Origin of the sequence: Jiangella endophytica, from assembly GCF_003427025.1 — a bacterium.
GTDB classification, from domain to species: domain Bacteria; phylum Actinomycetota; class Actinomycetes; order Jiangellales; family Jiangellaceae; genus Jiangella; species Jiangella endophytica.
Genome location: NZ_QVAI01000003.1, coordinates 449,865 through 468,522, shown reverse-complemented (window position 1 = coordinate 468,522; position 18,658 = coordinate 449,865). Strand labels below are relative to the sequence as shown.

Below are 18,658 nucleotides of genomic sequence, written 5' to 3'. Positions count from 1 at the left end.
GCCTCGCATGTGATCGTCCGTTCGGTCTACCCCACAATGCAAACAGCCGACCAACGTGTGGTTTACACGGACGACTCAGTGGCCCGCTTCGTGCCACGTACGTCCGATTCCGACCGAGACGTCGAGTGGAACCCGCAGCGGATAGGCCGCGCCCATCTCGCGCCGGACGAGTTCGTCGACCTGCTCGCGCTCGCCCTCGGCGACTTCGAGGACGAGCTCGTCGTGCACCTGCAGCAGCATGCGCGAGGCCAGCTTCTCCGTGGCCAGCGCCTGGTCGACCCGCAGCATCGCCACCTTGACGATGTCGGCGGCCGACCCCTGGATGGGCGCGTTGAGCGCCATGCGCTCGGCCATCTCGCGGCGCTGCCGGTTCTCGCTGGTGAGGTCGGGCAGGTAGCGACGGCGACCCAGCATGGTCTCGGTCCAGCCGACCATGCGGGCCCGCTCGACCACCTCGCTGAGGTAGTCGCGCACGCCGCCGAACGTCTCGAAGTACTCGTCCATGAGGCCCTGCGCCTCGGCGACCGCGATGTTCAGCTGCCGCGACAGCCCGTAGGACGACAGGCCGTAGGCGAGGCCGTAGTTCATCGCCTTGATCTTCGCCCGCTGCGCGGGGCTGACGTCGTCGGCCGGGACGTCGAACACCCGCGACGCCGTGACGGAGTGGAAGTCCATGCCCGACGCGAACGCCTCGATCAGCGCCTGGTCGTCGGAGAGGTGCGCCATGATGCGCATCTCGATCTGGCTGTAGTCGGCGCTGAGCAGCGCCTCGCAGCCCGCCCCGACGACGAACGCCTCGCGGATGCGCCGGCCCTCGTCGGTGCGGATGGGGATGTTCTGCAGGTTGGGGTCGGTGGACGACAGCCGACCGGTGGCCGCGATGGTCTGCACGAACGTGGTGTGGATGCGGCCGTCGTCGGAGACCGAGCCGAGCAGCCCTTCGACGGTGACCCGCAGCTTGGAGGCGTCGCGGTGGCGCAGCAGCGCGGCGAGGAACGGGTGCTCGGTCTTGGCGTACAGCTCGGCCAGGGAGTCGGCGTCGGTGGTGTAACCGGTCTTGGTGCGCTTGGTCTTCGGCATGCCGAGGTCGTCGAAGAGGATGGCCTGCAGCTGCTTCGGCGAGCCGAGGTTGACGTCGCGGCGGCCGATGGCGTCGTAGGCGTCGTCGGCGGCCTTCGCGACCTTGCCGGCGAACTCGGACTCGAGCGCGTGCAGGTGGTCGAGGTCGACGGCGATGCCGGCCCGCTCCATGCCGGCCAGCACCCCGACCAGCGGCAGCTCGACCTGCTCGAGCAGCGTCTGGCCGCCCTTCTTGTCGAGCTCGGCCTCGAGCGCCTCGGCGAGGTCGAGGACGGCGCGGGCGCGGACGGTCTCGTCGGCGCCCAGCTGCTCTTCGTCGCCGCCGTCGAGGGACAGCTGGACGGCGCCGCCGGCGTCCTCGGCGCGCAGCTCGCGGCTGAGGAAGCGCAGCACGAGATCGGCGAGGTTGTAGGAGCGCTGGCCGGGCAACGCGAGGAACGCCGTCAGCTCGGTGTCGGCGGCCAGGCCACCCAGCGGCCAGCCGCGGGCGGCCAGCGCGTGCATGGGGCCCTTGGCGTCGTGCATGACCTTGCCGCGCGCGGGGTCGGCCAGCCAGGCGGCGACGGCCGCGTCGTCGTCGGGGGTGAGGTCGGCCGGCTCGAACCAGGCGCCGGCGCCGTCGGACGTCGCCACGGCCAGCTCGGTGACCTCGCCGGAACCGCGGGCCCAGTGGCCGCGCACCGACACGCCGGCCCGGCCCTGGCCGAGGTGCTCGGCCAGCCAGCCGGCCACCTCACCGGGGCGCAGGTGCACCGCGTCGATCTCGAAGCCCTCTTCGGCCTCGGGGGCGGTGTCGGGCTCGAGGTACTCGTAGAGACGGTCGCGCAGCACCCGGAACTGGAGGGTGTCGAAGAGCTGGTGCACCTCTTCGCGGTCCCAGGTCTGCCGGGCGAGGTCGTCGATGCGGACGTCGATGGGGACGTCGCGGACCAGCTCGGTGAGCTGCCGGTTGGTCATGACCTGGCCGAGGTGGGCCCGCAGCGCGTCGCCGGCCTTGCCCTTGACCTCGTCGGCGCGGGCGACGAGCTGGTCGAGGTCGCCGAACTCGACCACCCACTTGACGGCCGTCTTCTCCCCCACGCTCGGGATGTTCGGGAGGTTGTCGGAGGGGTCGCCGCGAAGCGCCGCGAAGTCGGGGTACTGCGCCGGCGTGAGGCCGTACTTCTCCTGCACCGCCTCAGGGGTCATGCGCGAGAGGTCGGACACGCCACGTCGCGGGTAGAGCACCGTGACGCGATCGGTGACCAGCTGGAAGGCGTCGCGGTCGCCGGTGCAGATGGAGACGTCGAGGCCGTCCTTCTCGGCCATGGTCGCCAGCGTGGCGATGACGTCGTCGGCCTCGAACCCGTCCTTCTCCACGTATGGGATGCGCAGCGCCGTCAGCACCTCCTTGACGAGGTCGAGCTGGCCGCTGAACTCCTCGGGCGACTTGCTGCGGTTGGCCTTGTACTCGGGGAACCTCTCGCTGCGGAACGTCTTGCGCGACACGTCGAAGGCCACCGCCACGTGCGTGGGCGCTTCGTCACGCAGCACGTTGATGAGCATGGAGGTGAAGCCGTACACACCCTCGGTGTGCTGGCCCGTCGTCGTGACGAGGTTGGCGTCCTTCAGAGCGTAGAAAGCCCGGTAGGCCAGCGAGTGACCGTCGAGGAGCAGGAGGCGGGGAGAATCGGATGCAGCGACCACGCGGCAACCCTAGTAGCCGGTTCCGACATTGTCGCAGGGTCTGCCCGGACGACCGCCATCCGTGCCGCGATATCGTCCGGCCATGACCGAACCGGCCCGTGACTCCGTCGCCGCGTACAACCGCCAGCCCGGCCTGCCGTCCGCTCCCCTGGACGACCGCATGGGCATCGAGTACGTCGAGGCCACCGCCGAGCGCGTCGTCGCCCGCATGCCGGTCGAGGGGAACACCCAGCCGTTCGGGCTGCTGCACGGCGGCGCGTCGTGCGTGCTGGCCGAGAGCGTCGGCTCGGTGGCGGCCAACCTGCACGGCGCGCCGGACAAGTACGCCGTCGGCGTCGACATCAACGCCACCCACCACCGCGGGGTGCGGTCCGGGCACGTCACCGCGGTCGCCACTCCGGCACACCTCGGCCGCAGCTCGGCCAGCTACGAGATCGTCATCTCCGACGACGACGGCCGGCGGGTCTGCACCGCGCGGCTCACCTGCTTCCTGATCCCGATCGAACCGGGCGCCTGACGCCGCGCATGTTCCCGGGTTTCGGCACCGTCCTCAACGTCGTCACCGTCGTCGCCGGCTCGGCCGCCGGCCTGCTCGTCGGCCACCGCCTGCCGCAGCGCACCCGCGATGTCGTCACCGACGCGCTCGGGCTGGTCACGCTGCTCATCGCCGCGATCTCCGCGGCCGCCGTCCTGGACGCCGGGTTCGCCGCCGACGTGGGCGACTCCGCGACGGTGCTGATCGTGCTCGGGGCGCTGCTGGTCGGCGGCATCACCGGCTCGCTGCTGCGGATCGAGGCGCGGCTGGAGGACGTCGGGTCCGGGCTGCAGCGGCGGCTGTCGCGCGCCGGCGACGGCGAGGCGCGGCGGCGCTTCGTCGAGGGGTTCGTCAGCACGTCGCTGCTGTTCTGCGTCGGCCCGCTGACCATCCTGGGGTCGCTGTCCGACGGCATGGGCCTGGGCTACGACCAGCTGGCGCTCAAGGCGACGATGGACGGGTTCGCGGCGGTCGCGTTCGCGGCGTCGCTGGGCTGGGGCGTCATGGCCTCCGCGATCGCCGTCGCCGTCGTCCAGGGGCTGCTGACGCTCGTCGGCGTGATCGCCGGGAGCCTGCTCGGCGACGCCTATGTGTCCGCGATCACGGCGACCGGCGGGCTGCTACTCGTCGGCGTGGCGCTGCGGCTGCTGCGGATGAAGCCGCTTCCCGTCGGTGATCTGCTGCCCGCTCTCCTCGTGGCGCCCCTACTTGTCAGTATTGTCGCCGCCATTCGCACCTGACGTGCGGGAATGCCCGAACGTCACCATGTGGTATCGGTCCGGACTCGGCGACGCCGTGGCAACGGCGGCGTCCCAGAAGCGAGTTATGCTCCGGCACGAACGTCTGACGATCGGACGACCGATCTGACGTGTGTCTGCCACACGTGCGGCCGGTCCTGGGAGCGGGAGGTACATCACACGTGCAGAAGCTGGCCAGATGTCTGGGAGCGCTGCTCGCTGTCCTGGCCGCCGTCCTGCTCGCCACCCCCGCGGTGGCCCAGGGCAGCGGCGAGACGGTCAACGGCACGCTCACCTACCAGGACGCGCCCGTCGCGGGCGTCACCATCTCGGTCGCCTCCGCCGACGGCACCGAGATCGGGACCGCGCAGACCGCCGCCGACGGCACCTGGGCGGTGCCCGTGCCCGGCCCTGGCGACTACTCCGTGACGCTCGACGCGGCGACGCTGCCGCCGACGGCGCCCGGCGTCGTCCGCGAGACCATCGAGACCACGGTCAACCCGCAGCAGCGCAAGGTCGTCCTCTTCCGCATCGGCGCACCCGAGACCGGCGGCGAACAGCCGTCACCATCGGAGTCCGCGCCGTCCGAGGGCGAGAGCGAGGCGCCGGGCGGCACCGAGTCCGGCAGCGGCGCGGAGTCCGAGGCGGGGCAGGACCTCACCGCCACCGGCGGTAACAACCAGCTGCTGCAACTGTTCGTCAGCGGCCTGCGGTTCGGGCTCATCCTCGGCCTCGCCGGACTGGGGCTGTCGCTGGTCTTCGGGACCACCGGCCTCACCAACTTCTCGCACGGCGAACTGATCGTCTTCGGCGCCGTCGCGGCGCTGCTGCTCAACCAGGCCGGCGTGCCGATCCTGCTGGCGGCCGTACTGGCCACCATCCTCAGCGCCCTCTTCGGGTGGGGCCAGGACCGCGGGTTCTGGAGACCATTGCGCAAGAAACCCACCGGGCTGATCGCACTGATGATCATCTCGATCGGTGTGTCGCTGATCCTGCGCTATCTCACGCAGTTCATCATCGGCGGCGGCCGCGAGACCTACGACGAGTACACCTACCAGGACCCGATCTCCATCGGCCCCGTCAGCATCACACCGCGCGACCTCATCATCATGGGCATCTGCGTCGTGCTGCTGGCCGCCGTCGCGCTGGCGCTGACGCGCACCCGCATGGGCAAGGCCACCCGCGCCGTCGCCGACAACCCGGCGCTGGCCGCCGCCTCCGGCATCAACGTCGACCGCGTCATCACCGTGGTGTGGACGGTGGGCACCGGGCTGGCCGGCCTGTCCGGCATCTTCTTCGGCATGATCCAGGGCGTCGACTACCTCATGGGCATGCGGATCCTGCTGCTGGTGTTCGCCGCGACGGTCCTCGGCGGGCTCGGCACCGCCTGGGGCGCCATGGTCGGCGCGCTGGTCGTCGGCATCTTCATCGAGGTCTCGGCCTACGTGGTCCCATCGGAACTCAAGACGGCCGGTGTGCTGGTCGTGCTCATCCTGATCCTCCTGGTCCGGCCGCAGGGCATCCTCGGCCGCCGCGAGCGGGTCGGCTGAGGCGGAAGGAGCTACGACCATGGACTGGGGAAACATCCTCGAGCTGTCGCTGCGCGAGCTGATCGGCGTGCAGGCGATCGTGTTCGCTCTCGCCGCCATCGGCATCAACGTGCAGTTCGGCTACACCGGCCTGCTCAACTTCGGCCAGGCCGCGTTCGCCGCCGTCGGCGGCTACGGCATCGCCGTCATCGTCACCACCTACGACATGTCGTTCTGGCTCGGCCTGGTGGTCGGCGTCGTCGGCGCGATCATCCTGGCTCTCCTGCTCGGCATCCCGACGCTGCGGCTGCGGGCCGACTACCTCGCCATCGTCACCATCGCCGCGTCCGAGATCGTCCGCCTGGTCGGCCGGTCCGCGTCGGGCCGCGACATCTTCGGCGGCTCCGACGGCATCACCGGCTTCAGCAGGGCGTTCTACGACCTCAACCCGTTCACCGAGCCGTTCTCGTTCGGCCCGTTCGAGTTCCGCGAGCGGGTGCTGTGGGTCCTGGTCGTCGGCTGGTCGCTGGTGGCCATCTGCACGCTGGTCGTCTGGCTGCTCATGCGCAGCCCGTGGGGCCGCGTGCTCAAGGGCATCCGCGAGGACGAGGACGCCGTGCGCAGCCTCGGCAAGAACGTCTACGCCTACAAGATGCAGTCGCTGGTCATCGGCGGCGTCATCGGTGCACTCGCCGGCATCGTCTACTCCCTGTTCCAGGGCGCGATGCAGCCGGACGTGTACGCCACCAACTTCACCTTCTTCGCCTACGCGATCCTCATCCTGGGCGGCGCGGCCACGGTGTTCGGCCCGGTGCTGGGCGCCGCGATCATGTGGTTCTCCTTCCAGTTCATCGACCTCGCGCTGCGCGGGGCCATCCAGCAGGACTACATCCCCAGCTGGTTGATGGATTCGAACGACGTCGGCGCCGTACGATTCATGTTGACCGGTGTCGTCCTGGTGCTCTTGCTCGTGTTCCGCCCGCAAGGCATTCTCGGCGACCGGAGGGAGATCGCGCTCGATGCCCGCTGACGACCAGAGGACCCCGGCGTCCTTGACGGCAAAGCGCGAGGCGGCGGTCGCCGCCCTCGCCGATGTGCCGCGCGAGCCCGGGGCCAAGAAGCCCGACCCGATCCTCGTCGCGGACGACGTCAAGCGGCACTTCGGCGGCCTGCTCGCCGTCGACGTCGAACACGTCGAGGTGCAGCGCGGCTCCATCACCGCGCTGATCGGCCCCAACGGCGCCGGGAAGACCACGTTCTTCAACCTGCTCACCGGGTTCGACCGCCCCAACTCCGGCTCGTGGTCGTTCAACGGCCGCTCGCTGCACGGCACACCGCCGTTCAAGGTCGCGCGGGCCGGCATGGTGCGCACGTTCCAGCTGACCAAGGCGCTGTCGAAGCTGACGGTCATCGAGAACATGCGGCTGGGCGCCACCGGGCAGCGCGGCGAGTCGTTCTGGCGAGCGCTGCTGCCGTTCACCTGGCGCTCCCAGGAGGACGCCATCACCGGGCGGGCCGAGGAGCTGCTGACCCGCTTCAAGCTCGACGCCAAGCGCGACGACTTCGCCGGCTCGCTCTCCGGCGGCCAGCGCAAGCTGCTCGAGATGGCCCGCGCGCTCATGGTCGAGCCCGAGCTCGTCATGCTCGACGAGCCGATGGCCGGCGTGAACCCGGCACTCACCCAGTCGCTGCTCGAGCACGTCTCCAACCTGCGCGAGCAGGGCATGACCGTCCTGTTCGTCGAGCACGACATGGACATGGTCCGCGACATCGCCGACTGGGTGATCGTCATGGGCCAGGGGAAGGTCCTCGCCGAGGGCCCGCCCGACGCCGTCATGTCCGACCCGCGCGTCATCGACGCCTACCTCGGCGCCCACCACGACCAGTCGCTGGCCGAGCTGGAGCAGGAGTTCGAGACCGGTGCGCTGACCGCGGAGGCCGAGGCGGAGCTGGCCGGCACCGATGCGCCGGTCGCGGCCGAGACCAGCGGCGAGACGAAGGACGGGCGATGAGCCAGAGTGAGAGCACGACCGCGGCCGACCGCTCGGCCCACCTGGCCGGCGCCGAGGGCGCCGTCCTGCGCGCCGACGAGATCGTCGCCTCGTACGTCGAGGGCGTCAACATCCTCACCGGCTGCGACCTCTACTGCCAGCAGGGCGAGATCGTCGGCATCATCGGCCCCAACGGCGCCGGCAAGTCGACGCTGCTGAAGGCGCTGTTCGGGCTGGTGCGGGTACGCGAGGGCTCGGTGACCCTCAAGGGCGAGGACATCACCAACCTGCAGGCCAACCAGCTGGTGTCGCGCGGTGTCAGTTTCGTGCCGCAGACGAACAACGTGTTCCCTGGCCTGACGGTCGAGGAGAACCTCGAGATGGGCGTCTACCAGGCGCCGAAGCGGTTCACCGAGCGGTTCGCTTTCGTCACCGACCTCTTCCCCGCTCTCGGCGACCGCCGCAAGCAGCGGGCCGGCTCGCTGTCCGGCGGCGAGCGGCAGATGGTGGCGATGGGCCGCGCCCTCATGGCCGACCCCAGCGTCATCCTCCTCGACGAGCCGTCCGCCGGCCTCTCCCCCGTCCTCCAGGACGAGGTGTTCATCCGCACCCGCGAGATCAACAAGGCCGGCGTCTCCGTCGTCATCGTCGAGCAGAACGCCCGGCGCTGCCTGCAGATCTGTCACCGCGGCTACGTGCTCGACCAAGGCCGCAACGCCTACACCGGCACCGGCCGCGAGCTCATCAACGACCCCAAGGTGATCGAGCTCTACCTCGGGTCGCTGGCCCGCGCCTGACCCACGCTCGCAGGGGACGAGCGGGCGCAGCCCGCAGCTTCGCGCGCCCGTTCCCACCCCACTAGGACTCTTCCCGCTCTACCAGGCATGCATGCCTGGTAGAGCAGGAGAACGCCCCCTGACAACTGCCCGCAGCAGGGGGACGGTGGCTGGGCAACACTCCGGCGGGCGGAGGCTCGCCGGTGCGCGAGCCCCCGCCCCGGTCCGTCACTCGTAGGGCTGGACGTTGCCCGGCGGGATGGGCGGGCCGAGGCTCTCCCACTTGGTGTGCCCGACGATCCGCTCGGGCGGCCAGGCGATCTGCCCGTTGGGCCACTTCTGCCCGGTCCGCTTGAGGAACCACTCCGGCGGCTCGACGACCGGCGGCTGGAAGTCCGCCGGCAGCAGGCTGGCCCAGTCGACGTTCGCCGTGCGGGCGGCGTGCTCCTCCTTGATCTCCGTCACCAGCGCCGGCTGCGTGAACAGGTCGACGGCGATGGCGGCGAGGTAGCGGGAGGCGGCCAGCAGGGCCACGTGGCCCGCATGCGACACCGTCGAGCCGGTCGTCAGCCAGCTGTGGTTCGCCGTCCCCGACGGGCTCACCGGGGTGCCGAGGCTGAGCGTCGGGATGATCCAGCTGATGTCGGAGACGTCGGTGGAGCCGCCGCCGAGGAAGGTCGTCTCCGGCGGGCGCAGGTCCGCGACGCCGGTGCTGAAGCCGTTCTGAGCGATACCGGCCGCGGCCTGCAGCCCCTTCCCGTACGCCTGGTCCTCCTCGGTGAACTCCGGCGCGCCGATCTGCACCATGTTGTCGTGGACGAGTTCGGCGCCGCGCTTGTTCGGGAGCATGTTCCAGATGTTCGCGACGGTGCGCTCGTGCACCTCCATCTGCATGGCGATGCCGGCCGCCCGGGCGCAGTCGCTCACCTTCGACGCCAGGATCGCCACCCGTTCCGGCGTCGCCTCGCGGACGAAGAACCAGGCGCCGGCCAGCGCGGCGTGCACGTTCGGCGCCTCGGCGGAGTGCCGGATCGCGTGATGGATGCGCCCCGACGGCGCGACGTGGTGCTCGCGCAGCAGATCGGTGAGCACCGTCAGGGCCCGGACGGCGTTCTGCGCGTTCTTGTTGCCCAGCGGGCTGCCGCCGTGGCCGTGCGTGCCGCTGAAGTTGAACGCGATCGCCTTGAGCGCGTTGTTCGAGCCGAACCCGGTGCTGGTGTTGCGGCCCGGATGCCAGTCGACGAACACGTCGCAGCCGTCGTACACGCCCTTCATGACGTCGTAGGCCTTGCCGACCAGCTGCTCCTCCGCCGTCGACCCGAAGAACTTGACGGTGCCGTCGAGCCGGTGCCGGCGCAGCGCGCTCGCCGCGGCCACCGCCGCCCCGGCCGCCGCCGCACCGAGCGCCGAGTGGCCGCAGCCGTGCCCGTACCCGTAGTTCGGCGAGTACGGGTCATCCTTGTAGACCAGCGGGTCGTGCGCGGTGGACCCCTTCTTCTGCGAGACGCCGGGCAGCGCGTCGTACTCGCCGCTGAACCCGATGACCGGGCTGCCGGTCCCGTTGCTGAACGTCGCGACGAACGTCGACGGCAGGCCGCCGACCGCCCACTGGATGCGGAACCCGTTCTTGCGCAGGAACTCCGCCTCCGCGAGGGCGGAGTTCCACTCGGCCAGCGACGGTTCGGCGAACTCCCAGATGGTGTCGCTGAGGCCGGTGATCGAGTCCGCGTTGCGGTCGATGACGCCGAGCGCGGTGTCCTTCGCGTTGCTGTCCATCGCCAGGCCGGTGGGCGCCTCGTAGTTGTCCGGGCTCACCTCCGCCGCGGCGTACGCGGCCTGCCGTCCGGTGAGCCCCGGGACGACGGTCGCGGCGGCCGCCGCGGCGGCGCCGAGGCCGATCGCCTGACGCCGGCTGAACTGCGGATTGCTGACGGGTTCGTTGTGGTCGGTGTCGCACATCGCATTCGCTCCTCACTGCGGCCACAAGTGGCCGGACAGGCGTCTGAGCTGCGGGGATGAGCGGCGTGGCGCCGTCGCCGGAACCGCTGACCCGGACGCGACCAGAGTGGTCGCGCCAAGGCAGGACGGATGTCGAAATAGGTCGGCTGAGGATGATTTCGGCGCCTTGAACGAGGAACGTACAAGAGCAATGTATAAAATGTCAACGGTCGTATCACGCCCCGCGCGGGCGCGCGAAAAGGCCCCGCCGGGCGTGCCCGGCGGGGCCTTCGCTGACGTGATGTCAGATCACTGCGACATGGTCCGCTCGACGAAGTCCAGCGGCGTCAGGGTGTTGTCGGCGCCGTACTGGTAGACGCCGATGGTGGCCGTCTCGGGGTCGCCGGCGTCGGTGAACTCGATCGGGCCGGAGACACCGCTGTAGTCGATGTCCTCGCCGTCGGCCAGCAGGTCGGCGCACTCCTGGAACGTCGCGCACTCGGTGCCGTCGCGGGAGACCTGGACCAGGTTGTCGGCGATGTCGCGGCTCTCGACCGACCCGGCCTGGATGGCGGCCAGCGCCAGCAGGACGGTCGCGTCGTACGACTCAGGACCGTAGTTGAAGTCCTGCAGGTCGGGGTCGGTGTCGAGCATCCGCTGGCGGAAGTCGTCGCCGATCTCCGCACCCGGCTGCGTGCCCTTGTTGCCCTCGAGCAGCCCGGCCGGCAGCTCCGCGCCGTAGTTCGACAGGTTGCCGTCGACGAAGTACAGCGGGATCTGCTGCGGGCCGACACCCTGCGTGACCAGCTCGGGGATGATCGTGACGGTCTCCTCGAAGCCGATCAGCGCGATGGCGTCGGGCGCCGTCGCGGCCAGCTGGCTGATCTCGGACGTGTAGTTCGAGGCCTGCGGGTCGTAGACGATCTGCGCCGCGACGGTGCCGCCGCCGCTCTCGATGGTCTCGGTGAGGTACTGAGCGAGGCCGTTGCCGTACGCGTCGTCGAGGTTCATGATCGCGATGTTGGCGTGGCCGTCACCGAGGATGGTGTCGCCGAGCACCTGGCCCTGCAGCACGTCGGACGGCGCCGTGCGGAAGTACAGGCCGTCGTCCTCGTACGTGGTGAAGTCGGGCGAGGTGTTCGCCGGCGAGAACATGATGGTCTCGTCCTGGACGATGCGGTCGAGCACCGTGAACGACACACCGGACGACGCGGCGCCGATGATGGCCGCGACCCCCGCGTTGAGCAGCGAGTCCGTCGACTGCTGGGTGACCGCCGTGTTGCTGGCGTCACTGGAGTCGGTGTGCGTCACCTCGACGTCGTGGCCGAGCACGCCGCCGGCGTCGTTGATCTCCTGGATCGCGAGGTCGACGCCGGCGAACTCCGGCGGGCCCAGGAAGGCCAGGTTGCCGGTCTCGGGGAGCAGCGTGCCGAGCCGCAGGGGCTCCTCGCTGGTCGCCGTGCCACCGTCGCCGCCGGCCCCGGGCGACTCGTCGTCCGAACCGCCGTCGTCGTCGCCACCACAAGCGGCCAGGACGAGCGAGGCCGCTCCGGCGACGGCAAGAGACCGCCACAGTCGCGATGTGCGGGTCATGAGTTGTCTCCTTCGCCGAGCCGGCCGCCGTCGGCCGCCGGTTTGGTCTGCGATGATTTCCGAAACCTATGCCGTGGAAGGGCCTAAACGTAGTAGTGGTGGCGAACCAGGATCATCTTGTTAGGACACTGTGACCTTGGACATCAGCCGTCAACACCCACGACTTCCCAGGCTCCGTCGCGCAGTACGCTGAACCGCACGCCGCCGCCGGCGCGGTCGCCGAACCCGTCGAACGAGACCTCTCCCGTGGCTCCGGCGAAGTCCAGTTGACTCATCTCGCCCAGGCAGCCGCGGCGGGCCGACGACGCCGAACTGGCCGGGGGAAGACAGCGCGCCAGCACCGTGCCCACCGCCGTCCCGGCGTCGTAGGCGGCGGCGCCGAACTCCCCCAGCGCGACGCCGATCTCATCGGCCAGCCGGCCCGACCGCACCCCGGCCGTCGCGTCGAGCTCGGCCGGTCGCGCCCGCACCGCGCCGGAGGCCGCGTCGTCGGCGAAGTCACCGCCGAACGCCGTCGCGCCCAGCAGGGTCGCCTCCAGCCGTGAGCTGCGGACCTGCCGGTCGACCCGGGCCGCGACCTCCCGGTCGCCGGCCACGAACACGGCGGTGGCGCCCTCGGTCTTCGCCTTCGCGATGACGGTGGCGACGTCGGTACCACTGGCCACGACCGTGCCGCCGAGGTCGTCGACGGTCTCGGTGAACGCCCGCGCCTCGGCGGCGTCTCCCCCGTCGACGACGGCGACGGACTCCGCCCGCAACCCGCTGACGGCGTACCTGGCCAGCGCCGCGGCCGGCGGCTCGGCGCCGATCGCCGTGCGGAAGTAGGAGCGGTACGGCCGCAACGGGGCGCTCGGGTCGGCGCCCAGGGTGTGCGCCGGCACGACGTCGGCCGGCGACACGAACAGCACGTCGTCGTCGTCGAGGACCGGCTGTGCCGCCCGCACGGCCCGCGTGTTCAGCCCGCCGACCACCGCGACAGCGTCGCCGTCGACCAGCTCCGTGACGGCGTCGGCCGTCGCCTCGCCCTTCTCACCCTCGTCGACGGCGACCACCTCGACCGTCCAGCCCGCGATGTCGCCCGCCGTCTCCTCGACGGCGGCGCGGACCGCCGCCAGCACCGCCTCGCCGTCGGCCTGCTGCCAGCCGCTCCCGGGCACCAGCACGCCGACGGTCGCCGTCTGCGCGCCCGCGTCGTCGTCGCCCAGCGCGCCGAGCATGCCGCAGGACGAGAGCAGGACAGCAGCCGCCGTCAGCGCGGCCCACCCCGCGCCACGACGCAACGACATGTCAGCTCTTCGGCTCGCCCTCGGTGTCGGACAGGACGACCTTCGCGACCTCGCGCATGGACGTGCGCTTGTCCATGGCCGCCTTCTGGATCCACCGGAACGCGTCGGGCTCGCTCAACCCGTACTTCGTCTGCAGGACCCCCTTCGCGCGGTCGACCAGCTTGCGCGTCTCGAGCCGCTCGTTGAGGTCGGCGATCTCGTTCTCGAGCTGGGTGAGCTCTTCGTGCCGCGACAGCGCCATCTCGATGGCCGGCACGAGGTCGGCCTTGCTGAACGGCTTCACCAGGTACGCCATGGCCCCCGCGTCGCGGGCGCGCTCGACGAGGTCACGCTGGGAGAAGGCGGTCAGGATGAGGACGGGCGCGATGCGCTGCTCGACGATGCGGGCCGCGGCCGAGATGCCGTCGAGCACCGGCATCTTCACGTCCATGACGACGAGGTCGGGGCGGTGCTCCTCGGCCAGCCGGACGGCGCTGGCGCCGTCGGCGGCCTCTCCCACCACCTCATAGCCCTCTTCACCCAGCATCTCGATGAGGTCGAGGCGGATGAGCGACTCGTCCTCGGCGACGAGAACACGTCGGGCGGGCGCGGCTGGCGTAGGCGTTTCGGTCACTCGCGAAGCCTACTCGGCGCATGTTACGGATGAGGGTAGGCTGGGCCCCTGTCGCCGCCAGAGCGCGGCCCGGTAGGCAAATTGGCAAAGCCGCCGCACTCAAAATGCGGTGTCTGTGGGTTCGAGTCCCACCCGGGCTACCAGCACAAACACCCTCTGAACAGTTACTTTCAGGCCGCCCTGTGAGCACAGTGAGCAGGCGTTCCCCCGCTCCCTCACAGCCGGGTCCAGGCCGACGCGAGCCGGTCAAGCAGGTCAGCCAGCTCCTGCGCATCCGTGTCGAACAGGTCCGCGTAGACATTCAGGGTCATCGAGGCGTCCTTGTGGCCCAGCATCCTCCGGACGGCGAGCACGCCGGCCCCGGAGGCGATGGCGATGCTGGCCGCGGTGCGCCGTAGATCCCGCGGCGTGACGGTGGGCAACCACGAGCTCGGCGCCATCTCCGGGGCCTCGATCCTGGGGATCCCCGTCCGCTACGTCGACGGCGACGAGGCCCCGAGGCTGTCGAATCGAGCTGGTCGGGGCCGGTAGCGTCCGGCCTGACTCCGCGCCGAACCCCGGTGGGCGGCGCTGACCCAACGCCAGCGCCGCCGCGGGTCGGGACCGTTAGCAGCAACCGGTGTCGCAGCAGTCCGCTGTCTGGTCGTCGCAGCAGTCCATCGTGGTCACCTCCCCTCACGCACGAGCGGTGGGGCGCCGGTCAGGTGGTGACGCAGCAGGCAGTGCCGCGGCGGGCGGCACGTGTTGCCCAAGCGTCGCGGATACGCGCTGTCGCGCGTCCTAGGGCGCCCGGGCGGCAGCAGGTCGCCAACGCGGCGAGACGGTTGCGGGCGGCCTCGGCGAACAGGTCGCGCCGGCGCTCCGCGGCCATCGTCTCGGGCAGGTACGGGTCCATGACGCCTCCTCGGCAACATCCACGGGGCCGGAACAGACCGACCTTGTTTCGATGTTCATCTAAACACTGATTCGATGAATGTCAAAACAAACTTCGAGAATCATGGAAACAGCGGATCGCCCGAGGTAGCCTGGAGCGACGATGACCACCACCGCGATCAGCCCTATCGCGCCGGGGAGCGCTCGCACCCTGCCGGTGCTGAACGACTGCTGCACGCCAAGCTCGACCATGAGCGACGACGACGCCTCGCTGCTGGCCGGCATGTTCAAGGCGCTGGCCGACCCGGCCCGGGTGAAGATCCTGTCGATGCTGCTCAACGCCGACGAGGTCTGCGCCTGCGACTTCTCGGCCAGCATCGGCAAGACGGCGGCCACCACCAGCCACCACCTCAAGCTGCTGCGCGACGCGGGCCTGATCACCGGAGATCGTCGCGGCACCTGGATCTACTACCGCGTGATCCCGGAGCGCCTGGTTGCCATCCGCGACGCCCTGTCATTGGGCCGGTGACGTCAGGGCGGCTGGAGGTAGAGGGGCTGCCCGCGGAGATGACGCTCAGGGCGCTCATAACGTTGCCACCCCAGAGACGACCAGAACTCGTCGGCGTGCTCACTGAGCGCCATGAGCCGGCAGCCCGGGTGGAGGGCCGCGATGCGCGTGACCACCTCGGTTCCGATGCCCCTACCACGGTAGGCAGGCGCAACTTCGATGAACTGGATCTCGAGTGCGGCAGCACCCAGTTGGGGTGCACCGAAGTCGCGGGCGAAGCCAACCCGATCGTCGAGTTCGACGCGGGCAACCTCAACGCCGTCCAGACGCACCTCAAAGTAGGTCGCACTGTCATCGAAGAGCCGCGGCTCGTTCCACCAGCGTTCGTTGAAGTGCTCGCTCAGCTCGAACCGCTGCCAGGTGTAGCGGTCGTCGTCGGGCCTTCGGCGCTTCTCGATCAGCACCAGACGCACGGCGTTCAGCAGCAGACCTTGAGGTAGTTCTGCAGGTCATCGAGCGCGCGGGCCATGCCGTCCTTGTCAGCGCGGTAGTAGACGGTCTTGCCGTCGCGCCGCGAGGTGACGATGCCACCGCGCCGCAGGAACTTGAGCTGCTCTGACGCGGTCGACTGGCCGATGCCGGCGAGTTCGGCGATCTGCCCCACCGACAGCTCGGCGCCACGAGCGAACAGCAGCAGGATCTTCTGCCGCGCCGGACTGGCGAGCGCCTTGAGGAACTCGAGCGTCGCGTCGCCGAGCTCGGCCAAGTCGTCGGTGACCAGCGGCAACGACCTGCGCTCCCCCGCTTGGACGACATCGCTCACGCCGTCGAGCATACGCAACACATCGCCATTTTGATATATCGCGATTCGACGATACGTTGTCGTGATGACCAGCCCAGCACACCCTGTGATCGTCGTCGGCGCCGGCCAGTCCGGGCTCGCCGCGGCCCGCGCCGTCCGCGACGCCGGCCTGCACCCCGTCATCCTCGAGGCGAGCGATCGCGCGGCCGGATCCTGGCCGCACTACTACGACAGCCTGCGGGTCTTCTCCCCCGCCCGCTACAGCGCCATGCCGGGCTTCCCGATGGACGGCGACCCCGACCGCTACCCGACCCGCGACGAGGTCGCCGACTACCTCGACCGCTACGCCCAACACCTCGACGCCGACATCCGCACCGGCACCCGGGTGACCGCGGTGGAGGCCGACGGCACCGGGTTCGTCGTGCACACCGCCGACGGCGACGCTCTGTCGGCCGCGGGCGTGGTCGCGGCGTCCGGGTCGTTCGGCAGCCCGATCGTCCCGAACCTGCCCGGCCAGGAATCGTTCGCCGGGGAACTGCCGCACGTCGCCACCTACCGCGGCCCCGCCCCGTACGCCGGCAAGCGTGTCATCGTCGTCGGCGGCGGCAACTCGGGCGTGCAGATCGCCGACGAGCTCGCCGCCGTCGCCGACCTGACACTGGCCACGCTCACACCGGTGCACTTCCTCCCCCAGGTGGTCCGCGGCCGCGACCTGCACCACTGGCTCGAGGTCACCGGCTTCGACCACCTGCCCGCGGCCTGGCTGCGCCACATCGTCCGAAAGCCGCTCGTGCTGGACACCGGCCGCTATCGCGAGGGCATCGAGTCCGGCCGCATCCCCCGCCGGGCGATGTTCACCGCCTTCGACGGCGACGGCGTCAGCTGGCCGGACGGCGAGCGCGAGCACGTCGACGCCGTCGTCTTCGCTACCGGCTATCGGCCCAGCGTCGACTACCTGCGCCCGCTCGGCGCCCTGGACGAGAACGGCCTGCCGCTGCACGTCGACGGCATCTCCACCACCCATCCCGGGCTGGTCTACCTGGGACTGGAGTTCCAGCGCTCGTTCTCGTCCAACACCATCCGCGGTGTCAGCCGCGACGCCGACCACGTCGCACGGCCGCTGGCCGCGCACGTCCGGCAGGCACACGCGATCATCGGGCTGTGAGACGAGTCCGCCCGAGCGGGGATCAGCGCGGTTCCAAGCTCGCCGGTCCCCGCGGCGTGTTGGCCGCCTTGTGCCTGACCCAGATCGTCGGCTGGGGCGTCCTGTACTACTCGTTCCCGGTCGCGCTGCCCGCGATCACCACCGGCACCGACTGGTCCGAGTCATCGACGACGGCGGCGTTCTCGGCCGCCCTCGTCGTCGCGGCCGTCGCCGGCATCGCGGTCGGCCGGATCATCGACCGGCACGGCCCACGCTGGGTCATGACGCTCGGGTCGGTCATCGGCGTCGCCGCGACGCTCGCAGTGGCCTCCGCACCGAGTGTCGGCTGGTTCGCCGCCGCCCCGCCACCGCGGCCCTGCTCGACCACCTCTCCTGGCGGCAGACCTACCTCGCCCTAGCGGTGCTGCTGGCCGTCACGACCATTCCGGGCCACGCGTTGGGCCTCAACGCTGCATGGCCGACCACCGACCACACAGCGCACGCGCGACTGCGAAACGGCCACGTCCACACGGTCGCGACCAGCCGGGCGTTCATCTGCCTCACCATCGCCTCGGCACTGACCGCGTTCGCCATGGCCCTCGCGCCCTGGGCCGGCAGTGCCATCGCCGCCACCGTCGGCTCCTACCCGGCCATGTTCGCCGTGCTCACCGCGATCGCCGGTGCCGCTGCCCTCATCGCACTCGGGACGGCAACCATCAACGATGCCGCCAGATCTTGATCGCCGACAGCAGGAGCAGAGTGACGAGAGCGGGGATCAGGACGAGGTCGGACACCACGCCCAGGAGCAGGCCACCGATAACGGTGCCGGCGATGGAGCCCGCCGTCATGATGATGACGAACCGGGACTGCTGGCGCACGACGACGAAGCTGCGGTCGCGGCTGTACCGGGCGAACGCCACCAGCATCGTCGGCAGTGATACGGCCAGCGACAGACTTCCAGCGATCTTGATGTCCACCCCGTAGAGCAGCACGATCGTCGGGATGAGCAGCTCACCACCAGCCACCCCCATGAGGGCCGCGACCACACCGATCCCGACCCCGGCCATGACGCCGACAACGACGGTCAACCCCGCTGGCAGATCGAGTCCGTCAGCCGGCCCGAGATGATTGGCTGCCAGAGCGGCGGCGATGGCCACGAGCAGCACGGCAAGAACCCTGTAGAGCGTGGCCGAGCGCACCCGCGTCGCCCAGGTGGCTCCCAGCCAGGCCCCGACGAGGCTGCCGAGGAGCAGATTGACCACGACGTCCCAGTGCGGTGTCAGGTCCTCCAGAGGCACCGCAATCAAGCGGGCCGGGATCGCGGTGAGAACGACGACAAGGCTCATCGCCTTGTTCAGGATGACCGCGGCCAGTGCGGCGAACCCGAACACGCCGATCAGGAGCGGCAGCCGGAACTCGGCTCCGCCGAGCCCCATCATCCCGCCGACGAGGCCGACGACGGCACCGGCACCCAACACCACCACCGGGTGACGACGCCACCCGGCCCGCGCGGCGCGGTCCGCCATCGGCGCGGACTCCCCCGAGGGTTCCACCGGCACATCGTACG

General features: G+C 70.4%; 20 protein-coding genes and 1 tRNA gene. 11 read left to right on the top strand and 10 right to left on the bottom strand.

Annotated features, from left to right (window positions below; all coding sequences use genetic code 11):
- Nucleotides 1-75: 75 nt before the first annotated feature.
- Nucleotides 76-2,766 carry a DNA polymerase I gene (gene polA / locus DZA62_RS09090; protein ID WP_116948518.1) on the bottom strand — a complete coding sequence of 897 codons (2,691 nt, stop codon included), beginning with the start codon at nucleotides 2,764-2,766 and terminating at the stop codon, nucleotides 76-78.
- An 82-nt stretch (nucleotides 2,767-2,848) separates the two neighbouring features.
- On the opposite strand from polA, the gene DZA62_RS09085 reads away from it, so the two are divergent.
- From DZA62_RS09085 to DZA62_RS09060, 6 genes are all read left to right on the top strand, one after another.
- Nucleotides 2,849-3,283, top strand: a complete 435-nt coding sequence (locus tag DZA62_RS09085; RefSeq protein WP_116948517.1) for a PaaI family thioesterase — start codon at nucleotides 2,849-2,851, stop codon at nucleotides 3,281-3,283.
- A gap of 8 nt (nucleotides 3,284-3,291) precedes the next feature.
- On the top strand, nucleotides 3,292-4,041 hold the full coding sequence (locus DZA62_RS09080) for a DUF554 domain-containing protein (protein WP_116948516.1): 750 nt from the start codon (nucleotides 3,292-3,294) through the stop codon (nucleotides 4,039-4,041).
- Between the two features lie 179 nt (nucleotides 4,042-4,220).
- Nucleotides 4,221-5,588: a branched-chain amino acid ABC transporter permease gene (locus DZA62_RS09075; protein ID WP_198663568.1), complete on the top strand. Its 1,368-nt coding sequence runs from the start codon at nucleotides 4,221-4,223 to the stop codon at nucleotides 5,586-5,588.
- 19 nt (nucleotides 5,589-5,607) lie between these two features.
- On the top strand, nucleotides 5,608-6,597 hold the full coding sequence (locus DZA62_RS09070; protein WP_116948515.1) for a branched-chain amino acid ABC transporter permease: 990 nt from the start codon (nucleotides 5,608-5,610) through the stop codon (nucleotides 6,595-6,597).
- Complete coding sequence (locus tag DZA62_RS09065) at nucleotides 6,587-7,579, top strand: ABC transporter ATP-binding protein (RefSeq protein ID WP_116948514.1); 993 nt, start codon at nucleotides 6,587-6,589, stop codon at nucleotides 7,577-7,579. Before DZA62_RS09070 ends, DZA62_RS09065 begins: the two co-directional genes overlap by 11 nt.
- Nucleotides 7,576-8,355: an ABC transporter ATP-binding protein gene (locus tag DZA62_RS09060; protein WP_116948513.1), complete on the top strand. Its 780-nt coding sequence runs from the start codon at nucleotides 7,576-7,578 to the stop codon at nucleotides 8,353-8,355. The genes DZA62_RS09065 and DZA62_RS09060 overlap by 4 nt, the downstream gene beginning before the upstream one ends.
- Nucleotides 8,356-8,562: 207 nt before the next feature.
- Here DZA62_RS09060 and DZA62_RS35600 read toward each other — a convergent pair whose 3' ends face one another.
- The 4 genes from DZA62_RS35600 to DZA62_RS09030 all read right to left on the bottom strand — a co-directional run bounded on the left by DZA62_RS35600 (nucleotide 8,563) and on the right by DZA62_RS09030 (nucleotide 13,764).
- Nucleotides 8,563-10,293 carry a M20/M25/M40 family metallo-hydrolase gene (locus DZA62_RS35600; protein ID WP_157987560.1) on the bottom strand — a complete coding sequence of 577 codons (1,731 nt, stop codon included), beginning with the start codon at nucleotides 10,291-10,293 and terminating at the stop codon, nucleotides 8,563-8,565.
- Between the two features lie 288 nt (nucleotides 10,294-10,581).
- Nucleotides 10,582-11,865, bottom strand: a complete 1,284-nt coding sequence (locus DZA62_RS09040) for an ABC transporter substrate-binding protein (protein WP_116948509.1) — start codon at nucleotides 11,863-11,865, stop codon at nucleotides 10,582-10,584.
- Between the two features lie 143 nt (nucleotides 11,866-12,008).
- Entirely contained in the window at nucleotides 12,009-13,151 is a 1,143-nt protein-coding gene (locus DZA62_RS09035) for an ABC transporter substrate-binding protein (protein WP_116948508.1), read from the bottom strand.
- Nucleotide 13,152: 1 nt separating this feature from the next.
- On the bottom strand, nucleotides 13,153-13,764 hold the full coding sequence (locus DZA62_RS09030; RefSeq protein ID WP_232827315.1) for an ANTAR domain-containing response regulator: 612 nt from the start codon (nucleotides 13,762-13,764) through the stop codon (nucleotides 13,153-13,155).
- Nucleotides 13,765-13,830: 66 nt separating this feature from the next.
- Between DZA62_RS09030 and DZA62_RS09025 the strand changes: the two genes are divergently transcribed.
- A tRNA-Leu gene (locus DZA62_RS09025) sits at nucleotides 13,831-13,907 on the top strand.
- A gap of 72 nt (nucleotides 13,908-13,979) precedes the next feature.
- Here DZA62_RS09025 and DZA62_RS09020 read toward each other — a convergent pair.
- On the bottom strand, nucleotides 13,980-14,204 hold the full coding sequence (locus DZA62_RS09020) for a tyrosine-type recombinase/integrase (RefSeq protein ID WP_116948507.1): 225 nt from the start codon (nucleotides 14,202-14,204) through the stop codon (nucleotides 13,980-13,982).
- Nucleotides 14,205-14,464: 260 nt separating this feature from the next.
- Nucleotides 14,465-14,659, bottom strand: a complete 195-nt coding sequence (locus DZA62_RS35595; RefSeq protein WP_157987559.1) for a hypothetical protein — start codon at nucleotides 14,657-14,659, stop codon at nucleotides 14,465-14,467.
- 141 nt (nucleotides 14,660-14,800) lie between these two features.
- Between DZA62_RS35595 and DZA62_RS09015 the strand changes: the two genes are divergently transcribed.
- Nucleotides 14,801-15,166 (top strand): ArsR/SmtB family transcription factor, encoded by a 366-nt coding sequence (locus DZA62_RS09015; protein WP_116948506.1) that lies wholly within the window; start codon nucleotides 14,801-14,803, stop codon nucleotides 15,164-15,166.
- 2 nt (nucleotides 15,167-15,168) lie between these two features.
- On the opposite strand, the gene DZA62_RS09010 is transcribed toward DZA62_RS09015, so the two are convergent.
- Both DZA62_RS09010 and DZA62_RS09005 read right to left on the bottom strand, forming a co-directional pair.
- Nucleotides 15,169-15,618 carry a GNAT family N-acetyltransferase gene (locus DZA62_RS09010; RefSeq protein WP_198663566.1) on the bottom strand — a complete coding sequence of 150 codons (450 nt, stop codon included), beginning with the start codon at nucleotides 15,616-15,618 and terminating at the stop codon, nucleotides 15,169-15,171.
- A gap of 5 nt (nucleotides 15,619-15,623) precedes the next feature.
- The gene (locus DZA62_RS09005; protein WP_408618447.1) at nucleotides 15,624-15,932 is read right to left on the bottom strand and encodes an ArsR/SmtB family transcription factor; all 309 of its coding nucleotides are present in this window, start codon (nucleotides 15,930-15,932) and stop codon (nucleotides 15,624-15,626) included.
- Nucleotides 15,933-16,032: 100 nt separating this feature from the next.
- Here DZA62_RS09005 and DZA62_RS09000 point away from each other — a divergent pair, with 100 nt between their 5' ends.
- Genes DZA62_RS09000 through DZA62_RS36270 form a run of 3 tightly spaced genes read left to right on the top strand, consistent with a single transcriptional unit; the run spans nucleotide 16,033 to nucleotide 17,830 of the window.
- Nucleotides 16,033-17,112, top strand: coding sequence for a flavin-containing monooxygenase (locus DZA62_RS09000; protein WP_116948504.1), 1,080 nt, complete (start codon nucleotides 16,033-16,035; stop codon nucleotides 17,110-17,112).
- The gene (locus DZA62_RS36275; RefSeq protein WP_198663564.1) at nucleotides 17,109-17,510 is read left to right on the top strand and encodes an MFS transporter; all 402 of its coding nucleotides are present in this window, start codon (nucleotides 17,109-17,111) and stop codon (nucleotides 17,508-17,510) included. Before DZA62_RS09000 ends, DZA62_RS36275 begins: the two co-directional genes overlap by 4 nt.
- 2 nt (nucleotides 17,511-17,512) lie before the next feature.
- Complete coding sequence (locus DZA62_RS36270; RefSeq protein ID WP_198663563.1) at nucleotides 17,513-17,830, top strand: hypothetical protein; 318 nt, start codon at nucleotides 17,513-17,515, stop codon at nucleotides 17,828-17,830.
- Here the strand turns inward: DZA62_RS36270 and DZA62_RS08990 are convergent.
- Complete coding sequence (locus DZA62_RS08990) at nucleotides 17,808-18,617, bottom strand: sulfite exporter TauE/SafE family protein (RefSeq protein WP_116948503.1); 810 nt, start codon at nucleotides 18,615-18,617, stop codon at nucleotides 17,808-17,810. The two genes, DZA62_RS36270 and DZA62_RS08990, sit on opposite strands and share 23 nt — an antisense overlap.
- Between the last annotated feature and the right edge of the window lie 41 nt (nucleotides 18,618-18,658).

Excerpts from the sequence above, each read along its gene's own strand:
- DZA62_RS09085 (WP_116948517.1), top strand. The coding sequence starts at position 2,849 with ATGACCGAACCGGCCCGTGACTCCGTCGCCGCGTACAACCGCCAGCCC.
- DZA62_RS09080 (WP_116948516.1), top strand. The coding sequence starts at position 3,292 with ATGTTCCCGGGTTTCGGCACCGTCCTCAACGTCGTCACCGTCGTCGCC.
- DZA62_RS09070 (WP_116948515.1), top strand. The coding sequence starts at position 5,608 with ATGGACTGGGGAAACATCCTCGAGCTGTCGCTGCGCGAGCTGATCGGC.
- DZA62_RS09065 (WP_116948514.1), top strand. The coding sequence starts at position 6,587 with ATGCCCGCTGACGACCAGAGGACCCCGGCGTCCTTGACGGCAAAGCGC.
- DZA62_RS09060 (WP_116948513.1), top strand. The coding sequence starts at position 7,576 with ATGAGCCAGAGTGAGAGCACGACCGCGGCCGACCGCTCGGCCCACCTG.
- DZA62_RS35600 (WP_157987560.1), bottom strand. The coding sequence starts at position 10,293 with ATGTGCGACACCGACCACAACGAACCCGTCAGCAATCCGCAGTTCAGC.
- DZA62_RS09040 (WP_116948509.1), bottom strand. The coding sequence starts at position 11,865 with ATGACCCGCACATCGCGACTGTGGCGGTCTCTTGCCGTCGCCGGAGCG.
- DZA62_RS09035 (WP_116948508.1), bottom strand. The coding sequence starts at position 13,151 with ATGTCGTTGCGTCGTGGCGCGGGGTGGGCCGCGCTGACGGCGGCTGCT.
- DZA62_RS09020 (WP_116948507.1), bottom strand. The coding sequence starts at position 14,204 with ATGGCGCCGAGCTCGTGGTTGCCCACCGTCACGCCGCGGGATCTACGG.
- DZA62_RS35595 (WP_157987559.1), bottom strand. The coding sequence starts at position 14,659 with ATGGACCCGTACCTGCCCGAGACGATGGCCGCGGAGCGCCGGCGCGAC.
- DZA62_RS09015 (WP_116948506.1), top strand. The coding sequence starts at position 14,801 with ATGACCACCACCGCGATCAGCCCTATCGCGCCGGGGAGCGCTCGCACC.
- DZA62_RS09000 (WP_116948504.1), top strand. The coding sequence starts at position 16,033 with ATGACCAGCCCAGCACACCCTGTGATCGTCGTCGGCGCCGGCCAGTCC.
- DZA62_RS08990 (WP_116948503.1), bottom strand. The coding sequence starts at position 18,617 with ATGGCGGACCGCGCCGCGCGGGCCGGGTGGCGTCGTCACCCGGTGGTG.